This is a genomic window from Sphingobium algorifonticola, assembly GCF_004005485.1.
Lineage (GTDB): Bacteria > Pseudomonadota > Alphaproteobacteria > Sphingomonadales > Sphingomonadaceae > Sphingobium > Sphingobium algorifonticola.
Map to the genome: position 1 here is coordinate 655,200 of NZ_RZUL01000001.1, position 17,243 is coordinate 672,442.

The following is a 17,243-nucleotide window of genomic DNA, read 5'->3' on the forward strand; positions in this document are numbered from 1 at the left end:
CATCACCAGTAGAAAAAGACGCTGACGATGTGCGCCACCAGCGCCGCGATCAGGGCGAAGGTGGCAGGCACATGGACGTAGAGCCAGATTTCGAGCAGCGCCTTGAGGCGCAGATGCTTGCGCAACCGCGAGAGCATCGCCTGCTTGCGTTCGAGCAGCCCGTCGATCCGCTCCAGCGGATCATTGCCGGTGTCGGGCCGCGACCCCGTCCAGGCGCGCAACGCCGCCTGCGCCTGCGCCGTCGCGCACTGCGGGTAATTGCCCGACAGACGCCGCAAAAGGCCGCCGCTGAAAGGGTCCTGATCGAGCGACCGACGGACCAGATCGGCCTGATCGTGCGGCAATGGCTGCGCGGCATCATGCAACTGCCGGTCGATCGCGCGGATGGCGTCCAGCATCTGCCCCTGCGTCATTTCGTCGCGATTGTCGCTGAGCGCAGCAGGCACCGCGGCATAGACGCCGATCCCGAACAGCCCCGAGACGATCACCAGCATCATCAGCGCCCAGGCGAGCGTATGGACGTTCCACCCCAGCTGGAATCCCGTGTGCAGGGTGCCGATGACGATCAGGCTGAGGCCCAGATAGACATGGGCCGATGTCCAAGCCTTCAGCGACCAGCGGCCGGTCGTCATCGTCCGCTTGCGCAGGCCGAGCGCCGTCAGCCACAGGATGAGCAGAACGCCGATCGTGCCGAGCGTGTAGCCATACCAGCTTCCGCCATTGTGCCGGGGCGTCACGTCGATCATCACATAGCTGGCGATGATGACCAGGCAGAGGACCGTCGCGATCTTCAGCCAGCGGAAACCGGCATGCTGGAGGAACCCTTCATGTCGGCTGTCGCCCTTGGCACGGCGGGAGGGGGCGGCGCGTGTCGCCATGTCAGCGCCCCTCCCCGGTGATGCGTTCGAGGCGCGCTATCCCCAGGAAATCCTCCGGCGACACGCGGATGGCCGCACCCGTGGGACAGGCGCGGACACAGGCGGGGCCGCCTTCTATCCCCGAACACATGTCGCATTTGATGGCCTTCTTGGGCTTTTCGACGCCCGGTTCGGCATTTTTGTAGCGCCATGTCTTGGACGGCTCGCCCGGTCCCGGCCCGGAACCGAACAGCATCCAGCTCAACAGGCCGGGCTTCTTGGGCGGCACGCTGTCCATACGGATCACGCCATAAGGGCAGTTGCGCTGGCAATTGCCGCAACCGATGCAGCTATCGTCGATGAACACTTCGCCATCCGGCCCGCGATGGATGGCGTTGGGCGGGCAATCGGCCATGCAGTGCGGATGCTCGCAATGGCGGCAGCTCGTCGGCACATGCAGATGGGCGTAGGTCTTGCCCGCCTCGCGATCGAGCCGGGACAGGCCTTCATGGCTGTCGGCGCAGGCCTTTTCGCAATTGTCGCAGCCTACGCAGAGATGCTCGTCGATCAGCAGCACGTCGGTCGCCTCGCCGATCCCGTTGTCGACCAGGAACTTGGCGGTCTGCGAATACATGTCGACCACCGTGGAAAAGCTGTCCTTGCGGCTTTCGACGAAGGCGTTGATGTCCTGCCGCGCGGCCATGTCGCGCCGCGCGCGTTCGAGCAGCGCGGGTTTTGCGTCCATCAGCGCGCGGAACGCTTCGCCCTTCAGCCGGATGACTTCGGACTTGACGGTCGCCTTGACGCTGGCGGTGCGCCGCCCGCCCGCAATCAGCGCCATTTCCCCGACATAGCTGCCTGCGGGCAGGTAAGAGAGGAACACCGGCTTTCCGCCGACGATCTTCTCGACGATCATGGAGCCGACGCGGATGACAAAGATATCGTCGCCTTCCTCGCCTTCGCGGATGATGAACTCACCGGCCTTGACCGTCAGGATCTCGGCAGTGTCCAGCACGTCTGCAAGGTCGGCCGGGGTCAGGCCCGCGCCGAACATCTGGAGCAGTTGCCGTTCGGTCGAAATCCGCGTGACCGCGCGCTTGGCCGCGGGGACCGACGACATGAGCTTGAGCGCGGCGGTACGCGACACCTCCACCATGATCGAGTCGGCGCCTGCGCGCACCGTCGCGCCTCGCCGTCGCCCCGATATCAGGCCGACTTCGCCGAAGATCGACCCGCTTTCGATAGGCACGCTGATCGACGGGGCATCGCTGCGCACTTCGACAAGCGCCTGTCCCTGCGCGATCGCGAACAGCGACGATCCGGGATCGTTGCGCTCGAAGATCACATCGCCCTGGCGATAGGCGCGCGCTTCGCTGTCGAGCATGAACTCGCGCATCTGGAGCGGGGAGAGCCCCTCCAGGATCGAAATGTTGGTGCGCAGGAACTCCAGCCATTCGTCGACACTGCGCTGTCCCGGCAGGTCCTTGAACTTGGCGGCGAGGATCGGTTCGTCCGCGGGCTTGAGCGACGTATTGCCGTTGATGAACTCGACAACATCATGGCCCTGATTCATGCAATGCTTGATGAGCGGATAGCCCGCCAGCGCGCCGATCACGAAAATGCCGGGCGCCGTGGTCTCGAACACCGGGGAGAGCTTCGGGAAGGCGAGACGGTCGCCGCTGGTAAACTCTATGCCGCACTCTTCGACGAACCCGCGCGGCGGGGCGGACCCCATCCGGGCGATGATTCGGTCGCAGGGCAGCCGCACTTCGCCGTCCCGCGTGTCCACGGTGATGAAACCCGGCTCCACCTTCGCCGGCGAGCTTTCGGTCAGGATGGCGACGCGCCCCGCCGCGCCTGCCGCCAGCAGCGCCTGCACATTGGCACCCTTGGCAGTCGAAAACTCCGCACCACGATTAATGAGGCTGACGATGTTGCCCTGCGCTTCGTCGGCCGCCAGCCCCAGCGCGTTCTCGATACCCGCATCGCCGCCCCCGATGACGAAGATATGCTCGTCATTATATTCAGCCGGATCGTCGAGCTGATATTGCACATGCGGCAGGTCCCCGCCCGGACAGCGCAGCAGATTGGGATTGCCCTGCGTCCCGATGGCAAGGATCACCGAATCGGCAATGATCGCCTGCCCGTTGGTCAGGGTGATCCGATAGGGGGGCGCGAACCGTTGCTTCTCGCGCGTTTCGCTGCTGCCGTCCCGATTGCGCACAACGATCTTCTGGACGCTGCCGGGGATCGCCTCGCCGGTGCCTTCGATCGCCTTGACTTCGCTTTTGTAGGCGACGTTCACACCCTGCGCCGCGGCCTGATCGTTCCAGGTGCCCAGGATCGCCTCGCGCTTGCCCGCGTCGAACGCGAAGTCGGATCGCAGCACGAGCTGGCTGGGCGTCGCCATCACATGCTTGCCCTTTTGATATTTGTAGATGGTGTCGGAAAGATGATCGGTCTTTTCGAGCAGCACATGCGAAAGGCCCAGGGCCGCCGCGCGCGCGGCGGCGCTCAGGCCCGCCGGCCCGGAGCCGACGATAGCGATACGCACGCGATCACTCACAGTTTTCCCCCATGACTTATGGTGACGCGCCGGCTTGTGCCCCCCCGGTCGTGCGTCATACGGGTGCGAACCGTAGGGTGCACTCTACCATTTCCTTCGCGGCGCGCTAGGGTGGAGTTGACGACGAGGGGCATTTGCATGGCGGACGCGGCGAAAAAGGCAGGTGGCGGCGGCAGGATGCTGCTGGGCGGCGCTGCGGCCATTGCGCTGCTGTCGGTCGGCTATGCTGTCCTGCGCGACAAGACCGGCGCGCCCGCACCGCAGGACGCCGCTTCGGCACCGCTGCCGGTACAGGCCCCGGCCGATCCCGCGGCGCTGATCCAGCAGCTCCAGAACCGTGTCGGTGCCAATCCGGGCGATGCCGAAGGCTGGCAGATGCTGGGCTGGGCCTATTTCGAAGGCAATCGCTATGCCGATGCCGCGCGCGCGTACAAGCGTGCAACGGCGCTGATGCCGGGCAATGCGACCTTCTGGTCGTCCTACGGCGAGGCGCTGGTGATGGCGAGCGAGAAGGACCCGATGCCGCCGCAGGCCGCCGATGCCTTTGGAAAGGCGATCGCCATCGACGCAAAGGATCCCCGTGCGCGCTATTTCCTTGCCGTCGCCCGCGATCTCAAGGGCGATCACAAAGGCGCGATCGAGGACTGGTTCGCCTTATTGAAGGACACACCGAGCGGCGCGCCATGGGAAAAGGACCTGCGCCGCACGATCGAGCAGGTGGGGCGCATTCACAAGATCGACGTGACGGCGCGGCTGGCGCAGGCACGGTCCGCCACGCCGCACCCGGCGATCGCGCCGGTGGCGACGGCCGCCATCCCCGGCCCGACGCGCAGCCAGATGCAGGCCGCCGCCGCCCTGCCCAAGGGTCAGCAGGACCAGATGATCGACGGCATGATCGCCAGTCTGGAAGGGAAGCTGAAAGCCAATCCCGCCAACATCGACGGCTGGATCATGCTGATCCGCAGCCGGATGACGCTGGGGCAGAGCGCCCGTGCGACGCAGGCCTATCGCCAGGCGGTCGCCGCCAATCCGGCACAGGCGGCGCGGATACGGAACGAAGCGCGCCTGCTGGACGTGCCGGGCATCTGACGCGCCAGCGTCTTACGCTGCCTAGGCGTCGAGCGAGGCCGTCATCTTGAAAATGCCCTGCGCGTTGCCGCTGTCGAACTTCAGGTCGAGCAGGCCGCTGGCCGGATCGACTGCGCGGTCGATGAACTCGTAGAAGGAACCCGGAACGGTGAGCGTCACCGCCGCGCCATCCACGCCAAGGAACGCCCGCTCCACCCAGTCGGCTCGATAGGCCGTCTGGCGCACCCGGCCGCTGCCCGACACTTCGATACGGTCCTTCATCGCGCGCCCGGCCGCACGCTGCGCAGCGGCGACAGCCTCGACATCATCCACCCGGTCGGTGCCGTGGTTGAAGGCATTGCCTTCCGTCGCGATCCACGCCGCTTCGGCACTCGCGGCCTTCAGCGTCTCGTAATCGGCCAGGGCAGGCAGGGCATGATGCCGGTCGAACGCCGCGACCAGCGAGGGCAGGGCGGCGAGCGCCAGCGCCAGCGGCACACGGCCATTGGCCGCGAAGCCTGCGAGCGCCTCCTGGGCCTCCGGCGTCAGCGGATCGCGCGTGGTGCCGAAAATCCGCGTCGCGGCAGCGGCGAAACCGGCGTCAAAGCGATCGACATGCAATTCGCTGACGAAGAACTGGGCGATGCTGTCCGGCAAGTCCCGATGGCACCAGGCGTAGCCGGTCATCCGCAAGCGATCGAGCGGATAGATGTCCGCGCGAACATAGCCGAGCGGCTCCAGAATGCGCGCAAAAGCCGCGGCACCGCCCGGAATGGCACCGGTCGGTGCGGCATCGGGCAGGATGACGGTGCGCAACGCGCCATGATCGAGCAGGATGCGGCGGCCCGCGGCGCGGCAGTCGGCGGCATAAGCAGCGGCGGTCGGCACACGCTCCAGCAGGCGATGATGCAGCGCGACTGTCATGGCCACCGCGCCATGGGCGCGGCTGACCATCGCGGCGTCAGCGTCCGGCAGATCGGGCAGTGCGAGCAGCGTCAAAGCGGCGCTGGCCGCTTCGGCACCAAGAACGGCCGTCACAAGCTGTGTCAGCGTATCGGATGGGATCGTCATGCGACGACAGATAGCGCCTCCCGCGCGCCGATGCTAGGCAGCACGCATGACTGTTGATCCCCAAAGCCTGTCGCTTGATCCCCAAAGCCTGTCGCTACCCGATGCCCTTGCCCGCGCCCGTCGCCTGATCGCCACCGATCCGGCGCTGGCGCTGGCGCAGCTTCGCGAAGTGTTGACGGTCGCGCCGCACAGCAGCGAGGGTCATCGGCTGACCGCACTCGCCTTGCGCCGGCTGGGGCGCATCGGGGAAGCGCAGGATGCCGATCTGGAGGCCGTGCGCACGGCCGTCCACGATCCGCAGATGCTGGCTGCGGCGCAGGCGCTGCTCGCCAACGAACTGCACGTTGCCGAACCGATCCTGAAAGGACGGCTGAAAAGCGACCCGACCGATTGCGCGGCGATCCGCATGCTTGCGGAACTGGCCGCGCGTATCGGCCGCTTGCCCGACGCGGAAAATCTGTTGCGCCGTGCGCTCGAACTGGCGCCGGGATTCGGTGCCGCGCGCGCCAATCTGGCAACGGTTCTCTACAAGCAGAATCGCTATGGCGAAGCGGTTGAGCAGTTGGACAAGATCCTGTCGGAAGAACCGGACAATGCCGCACATCGCAATCTGAAAGCCGCCGCGCTGGGCCGCATAGGTGGCTATGACGAGGCGATCGCGCTCTATGCCGAACTGATCGACCGTTTCCCCGACCATGCCAAGCTGCATATGAGCCACGGACATATCCTCAAGACCGTGGGGCGGCAGGAGGACAGTATTGCGGCCTATCGGCAGGCGCTGCGCGTCCAGCCGGGGCTGGGCGAAGTGTGGTGGAGCCTTGCGAACCTCAAGACCGTGCGGTTCGACGTGGCCGACGTCGCGGCGATGGAAGCGGCGCTGGACGATGCCGACATCACGGTGGAGGACCGGTTTCACCTGCATTTCGCGCTGGGCAAGGCGGCGGAGGACGCGCAGGACTGGGCGCGATCCTTCGAATATTATGCACAGGGCAATGCGCTGCGCCGGGCGCAGATAGACTATGATGCCGACGATACCAGCCGCCATGTCGCGCGCAGCATCGCCGCCTTCACACCCGCACTGCTGACGGCGCGCGCGGGTCAGGGGCATGGGGCACCCGACCCGATCTTCATCCTGGGCATGCCGCGCGCGGGATCGACGCTGATCGAACAGATCCTGTCCTCGCATTCCATGGTCGAAGGCACGATGGAACTGCCCGACATGCCCGCCATCGCCATGCGTGAGGCGCGTTCGGTCGATGACGGACCGGGAAGCTGGATCGCCGCGATCACGCAGGCCACACCCGATCGACTGGCCCAGCTGGGCGCCGAATATCTCGAACGCACGCGCATCCAGCGAAAGACCGATAAGCCCTTCTTCATCGACAAGCTGCCCAACAACTGGCTCTACACGGGTCTCATCCACCTGATCCTGCCGCAAGCAAAGATCATCGACGCGCGGCGGCACCCGATGGATTGCGGCTTTTCCAATTTCAAACAGCATTTCGCGCAGGGACAGGCATTCAGCTATGCGCTGGAGGACATGGGCCGCTATTATGCCGACTATGTCGCGCTGATGCGGCATTTCGATGCCGTGCTACCCGGCCGGGTGCATCGCGTGATCCACGAGGCGCTCGTCGACGATCCCGAGACCGAGGTGCGCCGCCTGCTCGATCATCTCGGCCTGCCGTTCGAGGACGCATGCCTGCGCTTCCACGAAAATGCCCGCGCCGTCCGCACGGCCAGCAGCGAACAGGTCCGCCGCCCCATCAACCGCGAAGGCATGGATCGCTGGCGCCACTATGCGGCCTGGCTCGCACCGCTCGAACAGGCGCTCGGCCCGGTGCTGACGGCCTATCCCGCGGTCCCGGCCGACTGATCGACGATGCCAGGCAATCGTGGCGAACGTGCAACAGTGCGGCAGATTCGTCGCCTCTTGTTATACGTTTGTCATATTGGCCTTGCCGCTGATGCCGTTTCGTGAAGAAATGAGAGGACAGATCGATAAGATCACGAGGGGGTCATTCCATGCGTTTTTCCACGACTGCACAGCGCCTTGGCAAAGCGGGTTCGGCCGCATTGCTGGCAACGACGATGCTCTGCACATCGGGCTTTGCCCATGCGCAGGCGGCGGCCGATGCGCCCGACACCGGCGACGCCATCGTCGTGACAGCGCAGCGCCGCACCGAAAATCTTCAGGACGTGCCCATTGCGATCACCGCGTTCGGCACCGAAAAGCTCGACCAGTTGCAAGTGCAGAAGTTCGAGGATTACGCCCGCTATTTGCCCAGCGTATCCTATCAGACGAGCGGCCCCGGATCGGCCAAGGTCTATTTCCGCGGCGTCGCCAGCGGCGAGAATGCCAACCATTCTGCATCGCAGCCTTCGGTCGGCATCTATCTGGACGAGCAGCCGATCACGACGATCCAGGGCGCGCTGGACGTCAACGTCTACGACATCGCCCGCGTCGAGGCGCTCGCCGGTCCGCAGGGTACGCTCTATGGGTCGTCCAGCCAGGCGGGCACCATCCGCATCATCACCAACAAGCCTGACGCCAGCAAGTTCGAGGCAGGCGGCGATTTCGAAGTGAACAGCGTCGCCAAGGGCGGCGAAGGCTATATCGCGCAGGGCTTCATCAACACGCCGTTCAACGAGAATATCGCGCTGCGTGTGGTCGGCTGGTACAAGAAGGACGCGGGCTATATCGACAATATCGCGGGCAGCCTGACCTTCCCGTCCTCCGGCATCACCATGAACAACGCGCCGTTCGTCGAGAAGGACTATAACGACGTCACCACCTATGGTGGTCGCGCCGCGCTGAAGATCGACCTGGACGACAACTGGACCGTCACGCCGCAGATCATGGGCCAGCGGCAGAAGGCCAATGGGAGCTTCGGGGTCGAAAGCGGCCTGGGCGACTTGCAGACGATGCAGTTCAACCCCGAAGGCGCGCGCGACAACTGGTATCAGGCCGCACTGACGATCGAGGGCAAGATCGGGAACTGGGACGTGACCTATGCGGGCTCGTATCTGAAGCGCAAGGTTTCGACCAACAGCGACTATGCCGACTATGCCTATTTCTATGATGCGCTGGCGGGATACGGCAATTATTTCTACGACAACAACGGCGATCTGGTGAACCCGAACCAGTATATCCAGGGCATCGACCGCTTTACCAAGCAGAGCCATGAACTGCGCTTTTCTTCCCCTGCCGATGGCGTGGTGCGCTTCGTAGGCGGCGCTTTCTATCAGCGGCAGACGCATAACATCGAGCAGAACTATATCATCGACAATATCGCCGACTCGCTGACCGTGCCGGGGACCGACAGCAACATCTGGCTGACCAAGCAATTCCGCGTCGATCGCGATTATGCCGTGTTCGGCGAGCTGACGGCGGACGTGACCGACAAGCTTGCCGTGACCTTCGGCAGCCGCGTGTACAAATATGACAACAGCCTCGTCGGGTTCTTCGGCTATTCGGCGGGCTATTCCAGCCGCACCGGCGTCGCCGCCTGTTTCGGCCCGACGATCGTCGCCGGATCGCCCTGCACCAATCTGGACAAGCGGACCAAGGACACGGGCTTCCTGCACAAGATCAACGCGACGTACAAGATCACGCCCGATGCTTTGGTCTATTTCACCACCTCGCGCGGCTATCGCCCCGGCGGCATCAACCGGCGCGCTACCCTGCCGCCCTATCAAGCCGACTTCATCGACAATTATGAAGCGGGCTGGAAAACAAGCTGGGCCAATGACCGTATCCGCTTCAACGGTGCAGTCTATCAGCTCAACTGGCAGGATCTGCAGATTTCGGTGCTGGGTGCCAACGGCCTGACACAGATCCAGAATGCCGGCAGGGCGCGTATCCGGGGCGTGGAGGCGGAGCTGTGGACGCGCCCGGCCGATGGGCTGACGCTGACGGGCAGCCTCTCCTACAACGATGCCGAACTCACAAAGGCCTATTGCGCGGTGGACGATACCAACGGCTGCGCGCCAGCCGACATATTGGCGCCGAAGGGTGCGCGGCTGCCGGTGAGCGCGCGGCTCAAGGCCAATGCCCTTGCCCGCTACGAGTTTCCGATCGGCGACATGACGGCGCACATCCAGGCAGCGGGCATTTACGAAGGATCGCGCCGCACCGATCTGCGCACGGAGCAGGCCGACATCAAGGGCAATCTGCCGGGCTATGCGACGCTCGATACCAGCATCGGCGTGCGCAGCGGCAACTGGACGGCGGAACTGTTCGCCACCAACCTGCTCGACAAGCGCGCGTTCAGCACGCTGGGGCTGCAATGCCTTGAAACAGTGTGCGGCGATCCCGGCGGGCAGACGGCGATCGGGCCTAAAATCTATCGTACACCCATTCAGCCGCGGCTGATCGGGGCGAAGGTCGGCTTCCGCTTCTGACGCTCATTCCGCTCTCACCACCGCCGCGCGGAGGTGAGAGCGGAACCGACCCTCTGGATGGTCTCTTGCAATCCGTGCGCGCTTCCCGCCTAATCCCGGCGTGACCTCTCCCGCGCCCAAAGCCGCCCGTCCGCTGGGCCTTGCCGCCTGCATCGCGCTCGTCATGGGCAATATGATCGGGACCGGCGTATTCCTGCTGCCCGCCGCGCTGGCACCTTATGGCTGGAACGCGGTGGCAGGATGGATCATCACCATATCGGGCGCGCTGGCGCTGGCCTGGGTGATTGCGCGCCTGACCGTGCGGCTGCCCCAGGCCAAGGGACCGCCCGCGATGATCGCACAGGCTTTCGGCCCCTGGGCGGGCTTTGCGATCGGCTGGACCTACTGGATATCGATCATCACATCCAATGTGACGATCGCGGTCGCCGTCGTCGCTAACCTCACGCCCCTGATACCCATGTTGGGCCAGACACCGGCCGTCGGCGTCGGCGCGGCACTTGCCATATTGTGGAGCGTGACGCTGCTCAATCTGCGCGGGGCGCAAGTGGCGGGGTCTTTGCAGCTCGTCACGCTGATCCTGAAACTGGTGCCGATGGTCGTCGTCGTCGTGCTGATCGCCGCGGCGCTCGGCAATGGCAGCGCGGTGATCGCGCCCTTTCCGGCGGAAGGGCTTGCCGCACCGGCCGTCACGGCGTCCGCCGCGCTGACCCTGTGGGCGCTGCTCGGGTTTGAATCGGCGAGCGCGGCGGCGGACAAGGTGGGCGATCCCACACGCATCATTCCCCGCGCGACCATCATCGGCACGGCGGCGACCGGCGCGATCTATCTGTTCGTCTGTTCGGGGATCGCATTGCTGCTACCAATGGCCGAAGCGCAGTCGGCATCGCCCTTCGCCGCGTTCGTCACGCGCTATTGGGCGCCCGGGCCGGCCAGCCTGATCGCCCTGTTCGCATCGATAAGCTGCCTTGGCGCCTTGAACGGCTGGACCTTGCTGCAAGGCGAAGTGCCGCTGGCGATGGCGCGCAACGGCGAACTGCCCGGCTGGATCGGCGTGACCGACGCGCGGGGCACGCCGGTTCGCGCGCTGATCCTCTCCAGCGTCTTTGCCACGCTGCTGCTGATCGCCAACAGCCTGCAAGGACTGGTCGCGATCTTCACTGCCATGGCGCTGCTCGCGACGTCCGCGACGCTGTGGCTCTATCTGGGCTGCGCGGCGGCGGCGCTGCATTTCCGCGTGGCGATCCCGGCGGCAATCCTGGGATTGGTCTATGCATTATGGACCCTGTGGGGCGCAGGACCGTCCGTTAGCGGTCTCAGCCTGGTTCTGATGCTGATGGGTTTTCCGCTCTTCTGGTGGACGCGGCGGCGGACGAGCCGCTTACCGCCCGCGCAATTTCCCGAAGATGCTGCCGTCTGACAGGATGGCGCGGGCGGCATTGTGGCCAGGCGCGCCGGTGACGCCGCCGCCCGGATGGGTGCCCGCGCCGCACATGTAGAGGCCGCGCACCGGCCCGCGATAGCTGCCGTGGCCCAGTACCGGGCGCGCGGCCCAGAGCTGGTCGAGCGACATGTTGCCATGCATGATGTCGCCGCCGGTCAGGCCGAATGTGCGCTCCAGCCCTTTGGGGCTGAGCCGCGTCTGCGCAAGGATAGACGCGCGGAAGCCGGGGGCGTGCCGCTCCACCGTGTCGATGATGCAGTCGGCAGCGGCCTGTTCTTCATCATCCCAGTCGCGTTTTTTCCCGTCTTTGGCATCAGGCAGCACCGGCGCGAATTGCTGGCAGAACAGGCTGGCGACATGGCATCCCGGCGGGGCGAGACTGTCATCGACGGTCGAGGGGATCAGCATCTCGACGATCGGGGCCTTCGACCAGCCGTGCAGTTTCGCGTCGATGAAGGCGCGGTCCATATAGTCGAGTGTCGGCGCGATGATGATGCCCGACTGGTGATGTTCGCCCGGCTCGGGATGACAGGTGAAGCGTGGCAGCTCCGACAGCGCGACATTCATGCGGAAGGTACCCGATCCCGCCTTGAACGTCCTGATGCGTTTCAGGAAATCGGCAGGCAGGTCGGACGGTGCCATCATCTTTTCATAAAGCAGCTTCGGCCCGACATTGGCGATGACACGCTGCGCGGCGATCTCCTCACCGGAAACAAGGCGCACGCCCGCTACCGCGTCGCCATCGACCAGCACTGTATCGACCGGGCTTTCCAGGCTGATCTCCACGCCCAGATCGCGGCACACCTGCGCCATGATCTGCGTAATCGTGCCCATGCCGCCGACGCTGTGGCCCCAGGCGCCTTTCTTGCCGGTCACTTCGCCAAACACATGGTGCAGCAGAACATAGGCGCTGCCCGGCGTATCGGGAGAGGCATAGTTGCCGACCACCGCATCGAAGCCGAACGCCGCCTTCACTGCATCGCTTTCGAACCAGCCGTCGAGAAATGTCCGCGCGGACTTGGTGAACAGGTCGAGCACGTCGCGCTGCTGTTCGAGGCTGAGTTTCGCGAGCGCGCGGCCCTGCATTGCGCCGTCGTAAAGCGTGCGCAGACCGTCGCCGACATTGGGCGGCGACTTGAGCGCCAGACCGCGCAGCACTTCGGCGACATTTTCGAGCGCGTCATAATAAGCGGGGAGCGCGGCGGCATCCCTCTTCGAAAAGCGCGCAAACTCCGCCTGGGTGCGCTGGAGACCGCCGCCCAGTTTCAGATAGTCGCCGCCATGCGGACCCGCCGGATCCTGCGGCAGGAAGTTGGAAATCGGCCGCTCGATCACGCGATAACCGCGCGCTTCCAGCCCCATGTCCCGGATGACTTTGGGCTGAAGCAGGCTGACGGTGTAGCTGGCCACCGAATTGCGGAAGCCCGGGTGGAACTCTTCGGTCACGGCCGCCCCGCCCACGACATGACGCCGCTCGACGATGCGGACCTTCAGCCCCGCCCGCGCAAGGTAGAAGGCGCAGACAAGACCATTATGGCCTGCGCCGATGATGAGTGCGTCGTACATAAAACTCCCCTTCCGCTTGCGGGAGGGGTCGGGGGAGGGGCTGTTGACCGCTCATCCTGACATGCCCTCCCCTAGCCCCTCCCGCAAGCGGAAGGGGGATTAGTTGCTCCACCCCGCCGCCGGTCGCACCTCCTCGCGCGCCTGCGGAATGAGCGTCCGCATCCGGCTGCAAAAGGCGCGCAGGCAGACTTCGCTTTTTCCCAGCGGCCCGATCGAAAAGCTGCGCGAGGCCATGCCTTCCTGCACCCGGGTGATGAGCACGGTATCTTCCGCATTCACCTGCCGGTTGATCCGCCAGTTGAGATACCGCGCGGCGCGCATTTCGCGGCGTGATTCATCCGGTGTATAAGCATCGGGCAGTACATAGCTGATTTCGCGGATCAGCGTCTGCGTCGGGCTGACAGGCAGGAATTGCATGAAATCGACCTGATCGGGATAGATGTCGAAAGCGACATTCGGCCACAGCTTGAAATAGAGCCAGCGTTTCTGTGCCGCTGCCGGCAGGTGCGGCACCGGTGGCAACAGCTTCTGGTAGAGCCGTTCCGACCAGTTGGGCGAAGGCCGTTCGACCAGATCGCCCCACATGCGATCGACATGCGCCGTCGCCTCCACGCCATAGCTGCGCCCGAACAGGCGCGTGAGGCCGGGATGGGCGACCGGGATGTGCAGCCCGTCCGAATAATTGTCGGCGACATTCTTCCAGTTCACATCGCGCGGTCGCAGGATGACGCGGCCCAGCGCCGTCAGATTCTCGAACCGATAGGGTGCGATCTGATCGTCATAAGGGGCCATCATGTCCGCGACCGAAGGCCCTTCGCGCACCAGCCGCACGAAGATGAAGCCGCGCCAGATGTTCATATCCACGGGCGTCAGGCCATGGCGATCGATATCCAGCCCCGGATAGTCGCTTTTCTGAGGCACGCCGACAAGCCGCCCGTCCAGATCATAGGTCCAGGCATGATAGGGGCATACCAGCTTTCGGGCACAGCCGCTGATGCCATCGACGATGCGCGAGCCGCGATGGCGGCAGACATTGGTAAAGGCGCGCACGGCCCCATCCTCGCCGCGCACGACGATGATACTCTCACCCAGATAATCGAGGCTGTGCCAGGCACCTTTCGCGGCAATGTCGCTGACATGACACACGATCTGCCAACTCGACGCAAATATCCGCGCCTGTTCCGCCCGGAAGAAATCCGGGTCGTCATAGGTCCAGGCGGGCAGGCTCCAGCCTGCGAGCGGATCGGCGATATCGGTCATTGTTGAGCGAGTGTAAAACAATGACCGATTCGGTGCAAGTCTGCGCTATCGCGCCAGGGTCTTTACCATTGTTTCCCATTGCGCGAGCGCACCCGCGATCCCGGCCACTGGCACCCGCTCGTTGAGGCCATGCGCGAAGCCGTCGCTCGATTTCATGAACAGGCCCGACACCCCGTAGCTCGGCACGCCGAGCGCACGGAAATACAGGCTGTCCGTCGCGCCTGCCGACATGTTCGGGGTGATTTCCAGCCCTGGATAGCGGGCCTGCACCGCCTTCGTCACGGCGGCGGTGACATCCGCGCGCAAGGGGGATGCATCGCTGCCGGTCGGATCGTTCAGGGTGGTGACGGTCGCGCTGTCGTCGGCTATCACCTTCGTTAGTTCGGCTTTGACCGCATCGATGGCGACGCCCGGAAAGATGCGGCAATTGACACTGGCGGTCGCACGCTGCGGCAACGCATTGAGGGCATGGCCGCCGCTCAGCATCGTTGCCACGCAAGTGGTGCGCACCTGCCCCACATATTCGGAACGGGAAGACAGATAGGCCGCTGCGGTCGCATCCTGTGGATTCTCCGCATAGCGTGCCATGGCCGCGCCGGCTTCCCCGCCGATCCGCCGGGCACCCGCGCGCATCGAGGCGCGGGTCAGTTCATTCGCCATGGGGGGAAACTGGTAGGCGGCCAGCCGGTCAAGCACCTTGGCGAGGCGATAGACCGGATTGCTCGCGGTCGGGGCGCTGCTGTGCCCACCCGGATCGGTGATCGCGATCTCGAAATCGGCATAGGTCTTCTCGCCGGCCTGCAACAGATACAGCACCGGCTTGCCATCCTCGCCCAGCACGCCGCCGCCGCCATCGCCGTTCAGCAGCAGTTCCGCATCCTTGTAGCGGGCGGCGAGGGCGCGGGTTGTCTTCATCTGCGTTTCTTCGTCACCCGACAGCAACAAGGTGACGGTGCGGCGCGGTGCGAAGCCCGTCCGCTTGAGATAGGCGAGCGTCGTGACCATCATCGCCACGTCATATTTATTGTCCTCGGCGCCCCGCCCGAAGATATAGCCATTCTCCTCCACCGGAACGAAGGGATCGCGCGTCCAGTCCTTCCGGTCTGCGGCAACCACATCCATATGGCCGATGAGCAGCAGCGGTTTCAGCGCGGCATCACTTCCTTTGATCGTCGCGGCCAGCGTTGCGGTTTCGCCCATCGGCGTGATGACAATGTCGGCATCGGCGAAACCGGCATCCTTCAGCACGGCGGCATAATAGGCCGCGAGCTTCGGCACCTGGCCTTCGCCCTCGACGGTCTTGAAGGCGATGGATTGGAGGAGGACATCCTTGCCGAGCGCAGGGTCCGGCGCGGCCTGTGCCGTCGCTGCGGAAAAAAGCGCCGCCGAAGCGAACAACAGGCGCACGGGGAATGTCGGCATGGGGAAATATCCTTGCGATACGGACGTCAGACCGGACGCAGGGTGGCACAGCGGGCGAGCGCCGCCAACCGGAATAGCGATCGCGATTTTCGATGAGCCGCCGCGCCGCTTATCCGGCGCGCAGAACAATCAGAACTTGAACACGGTGCCCAGGTAGAGCGCCTGGCTGTCCTGCCGCTCGTCCGTGATCGGCGCGAGGCGGTTGACACGGCCGTTATAGCGCAGACCGGCCGTCACGTTCAGATTGCGCGACAAGGAATAAGAACTGCCGACATCAACAGAATAGGGCTTTTCATTCCCCAGTGCCGGTGCGCCGATACCAACATCATTCTTCGCATCGACCACGACGTTCGTGCTGAACCGCTGCTTCTTCTTGCCCTGATCTAGCGAGAAGTTGCGCGCCGCCGCCGGGGTTTCCACCGGAATGGGGTCGATCGCCTTGCGACCGACCGAGTCGGGCAGCGCGAACTTGCGCCAACCGCGCGATGCATTGAGGTTGAAGGCCACCGGCTCAATGCCGACGGATGGCAAAGTCCGCTCCATCCGCACCGGCAGATCGTCGTTCGCGCGCACGAGAACCGTGATCGACCGACGACCGCTCATCGACCCGCTGGTCGGGGTGAATCGGAAGGCCTTGCGATTGCCGCTCATGACGGCGCTGGCATAAGCGGCGGAAAGAACGGGATCTTTGGTTGCCGGAGTGAACGAACCTATGCTGCCCAGGCTGCCCAGCGAAACCGGATTTGCGATGCGCGCCGCCATCAGGTCGGTTACACGGCCCATGGCAGGCGACAGGGCAAGCGTCATCGCCGCGATTGCCGCGCCCGACCAAGCCAGATGTCCACCCTTGACTGCCATGACCTTAAACGACTCTGTTGCCCCGAGAATAATCTCCATAACGGCTTAACACCCGAGAGCCGCCATTGGCTAGGGCGAAGAGTCTTTTTGTCCGAGCTGTTGCACAGTTCCCACAGATTCGGGGTCGCGGATGCCCGAGCCGACCCGGACCGGCGGTCGCATGATCGCAGCCGCGCCATACAGCGACACTTGCCCCGCGCCGCATCTTCCCTATAGATGCGCCCATGCTAAAGAAATTGTACAGGATATGGCATATGCGCCACTTTACGGCCCGCCCGGCGGCATCGTTCATCGTGCTGGCCGCCATGCTGCCGCTTGCGGCTTGCGGTGGCGGGTCCAAGGACCGGCCAAAGGCGGACCTGGCCGCAGCCAAGATCACCACCATCGGCGTCAACAGCTATCTGTGGCGCGCCAGCCTCGACACATTGTCTTTCATGCCGCTGGTGCAGACCGATTCCAACGGCGGCGTGATCGTGACCGACTGGTACGCCAATCCCAACAGCCCGACCGAACGGATGAAGCTGACCGTGTCGATCCTGGACCAGGATTTGCGCGCGGATGCCCTGCGCGTCGCGGGCAGCCGTCAGGTCAACAACAATGGCCAGTGGGTCGATGCGCCGTTGCAGGCCGCGACTGTGCAGAAGCTGGAAGAGATCATCCTCACCAAGGCGCGTGATCTTCGCCGGATGGCGATCAGCGGCCAGTAACGCTGTCGCCCAACTTCGTCGCG

Annotated in this window: 12 protein-coding genes; 5 read left to right on the top strand and 7 right to left on the bottom strand. The window is 64.6% G+C overall.

The features are described 5' to 3' along the window. Positions 1-2: 2 nt before the first annotated feature. Both ENE74_RS03120 and ENE74_RS03125 read right to left on the bottom strand, forming a co-directional pair. Positions 3-878, bottom strand: a complete 876-nt coding sequence (locus ENE74_RS03120; RefSeq protein WP_127689159.1) for a hypothetical protein — start codon at positions 876-878, stop codon at positions 3-5. A 1-nt stretch (position 879) separates the two neighbouring features. Further along, positions 880-3,423 (bottom strand): cyclic nucleotide-binding domain-containing protein, encoded by a 2,544-nt coding sequence (locus tag ENE74_RS03125; RefSeq protein WP_241241795.1) that lies wholly within the window; start codon positions 3,421-3,423, stop codon positions 880-882. 138 nt (positions 3,424-3,561) lie between these two features. Between ENE74_RS03125 and ENE74_RS03130 the strand changes: the two genes are divergently transcribed. Further along, positions 3,562-4,512: a tetratricopeptide repeat protein gene (locus tag ENE74_RS03130; protein ID WP_206517626.1), complete on the top strand. Its 951-nt coding sequence runs from the start codon at positions 3,562-3,564 to the stop codon at positions 4,510-4,512. A gap of 21 nt (positions 4,513-4,533) precedes the next feature. Here ENE74_RS03130 and ENE74_RS03135 read toward each other — a convergent pair whose 3' ends face one another. Then, the gene (locus ENE74_RS03135) at positions 4,534-5,562 is read right to left on the bottom strand and encodes a 2-oxoadipate dioxygenase/decarboxylase family protein (RefSeq protein WP_127689160.1); all 1,029 of its coding nucleotides are present in this window, start codon (positions 5,560-5,562) and stop codon (positions 4,534-4,536) included. A 46-nt stretch (positions 5,563-5,608) separates the two neighbouring features. Here ENE74_RS03135 and ENE74_RS03140 point away from each other — a divergent pair, with 46 nt between their 5' ends. The 3 genes from ENE74_RS03140 (at position 5,609) to ENE74_RS03150 (ending at position 11,383) form a co-directional block, all read left to right on the top strand. Further along, complete coding sequence (locus ENE74_RS03140) at positions 5,609-7,438, top strand: tetratricopeptide repeat-containing sulfotransferase family protein (protein ID WP_127689161.1); 1,830 nt, start codon at positions 5,609-5,611, stop codon at positions 7,436-7,438. A gap of 149 nt (positions 7,439-7,587) precedes the next feature. Further along, positions 7,588-9,966: a TonB-dependent receptor gene (locus ENE74_RS03145; protein WP_127689162.1), complete on the top strand. Its 2,379-nt coding sequence runs from the start codon at positions 7,588-7,590 to the stop codon at positions 9,964-9,966. A 100-nt stretch (positions 9,967-10,066) separates the two neighbouring features. After that, positions 10,067-11,383, top strand: coding sequence for an amino acid permease (locus tag ENE74_RS03150; protein ID WP_127689163.1), 1,317 nt, complete (start codon positions 10,067-10,069; stop codon positions 11,381-11,383). On the opposite strand, the gene ENE74_RS03155 is transcribed toward ENE74_RS03150, so the two are convergent. The 4 genes from ENE74_RS03155 to ENE74_RS03170 form a co-directional block, all read right to left on the bottom strand. Next, positions 11,345-12,973 carry a phytoene desaturase family protein gene (locus ENE74_RS03155; RefSeq protein WP_127689164.1) on the bottom strand — a complete coding sequence of 543 codons (1,629 nt, stop codon included), beginning with the start codon at positions 12,971-12,973 and terminating at the stop codon, positions 11,345-11,347. The two genes, ENE74_RS03150 and ENE74_RS03155, sit on opposite strands and share 39 nt — an antisense overlap. 99 nt (positions 12,974-13,072) lie before the next feature. After that, entirely contained in the window at positions 13,073-14,233 is a 1,161-nt protein-coding gene (locus tag ENE74_RS03160; RefSeq protein ID WP_127689165.1) for an aromatic ring-hydroxylating oxygenase subunit alpha, read from the bottom strand. Positions 14,234-14,278: 45 nt separating this feature from the next. After that, a complete protein-coding gene (locus tag ENE74_RS03165; protein WP_127689166.1) occupies positions 14,279-15,655 on the bottom strand; it encodes a M20/M25/M40 family metallo-hydrolase in 1,377 nt (458 codons plus the stop codon). Between the two features lie 129 nt (positions 15,656-15,784). Then, positions 15,785-16,513 carry a hypothetical protein gene (locus ENE74_RS03170; protein WP_127689167.1) on the bottom strand — a complete coding sequence of 243 codons (729 nt, stop codon included), beginning with the start codon at positions 16,511-16,513 and terminating at the stop codon, positions 15,785-15,787. A gap of 254 nt (positions 16,514-16,767) precedes the next feature. On the opposite strand from ENE74_RS03170, the gene ENE74_RS03175 reads away from it, so the two are divergent. Then, the gene (locus ENE74_RS03175; RefSeq protein WP_127689168.1) at positions 16,768-17,220 is read left to right on the top strand and encodes a DUF3576 domain-containing protein; all 453 of its coding nucleotides are present in this window, start codon (positions 16,768-16,770) and stop codon (positions 17,218-17,220) included. Positions 17,221-17,243: the final 23 nt, after the last annotated feature.

Bases quoted from the DNA above. Each gene is read 5' to 3' on its own strand.
- ENE74_RS03140 (WP_127689161.1), top strand. From the start codon at position 5,609: ATGACTGTTGATCCCCAAAGCCTGTCGCTTGATCCCCAAAGCCTGTCG.
- ENE74_RS03175 (WP_127689168.1), top strand. From the start codon at position 16,768: ATGCGCCACTTTACGGCCCGCCCGGCGGCATCGTTCATCGTGCTGGCC.
- ENE74_RS03165 (WP_127689166.1), bottom strand. From the start codon at position 15,655: ATGCCGACATTCCCCGTGCGCCTGTTGTTCGCTTCGGCGGCGCTTTTT.
- ENE74_RS03130 (WP_206517626.1), top strand. From the start codon at position 3,562: ATGGCGGACGCGGCGAAAAAGGCAGGTGGCGGCGGCAGGATGCTGCTG.
- ENE74_RS03135 (WP_127689160.1), bottom strand. From the start codon at position 5,562: ATGACGATCCCATCCGATACGCTGACACAGCTTGTGACGGCCGTTCTT.
- ENE74_RS03155 (WP_127689164.1), bottom strand. From the start codon at position 12,973: ATGTACGACGCACTCATCATCGGCGCAGGCCATAATGGTCTTGTCTGC.
- ENE74_RS03120 (WP_127689159.1), bottom strand. From the start codon at position 878: ATGGCGACACGCGCCGCCCCCTCCCGCCGTGCCAAGGGCGACAGCCGA.
- ENE74_RS03145 (WP_127689162.1), top strand. From the start codon at position 7,588: ATGCGTTTTTCCACGACTGCACAGCGCCTTGGCAAAGCGGGTTCGGCC.
- ENE74_RS03160 (WP_127689165.1), bottom strand. From the start codon at position 14,233: ATGACCGATATCGCCGATCCGCTCGCAGGCTGGAGCCTGCCCGCCTGG.
- ENE74_RS03170 (WP_127689167.1), bottom strand. From the start codon at position 16,513: ATGGCAGTCAAGGGTGGACATCTGGCTTGGTCGGGCGCGGCAATCGCG.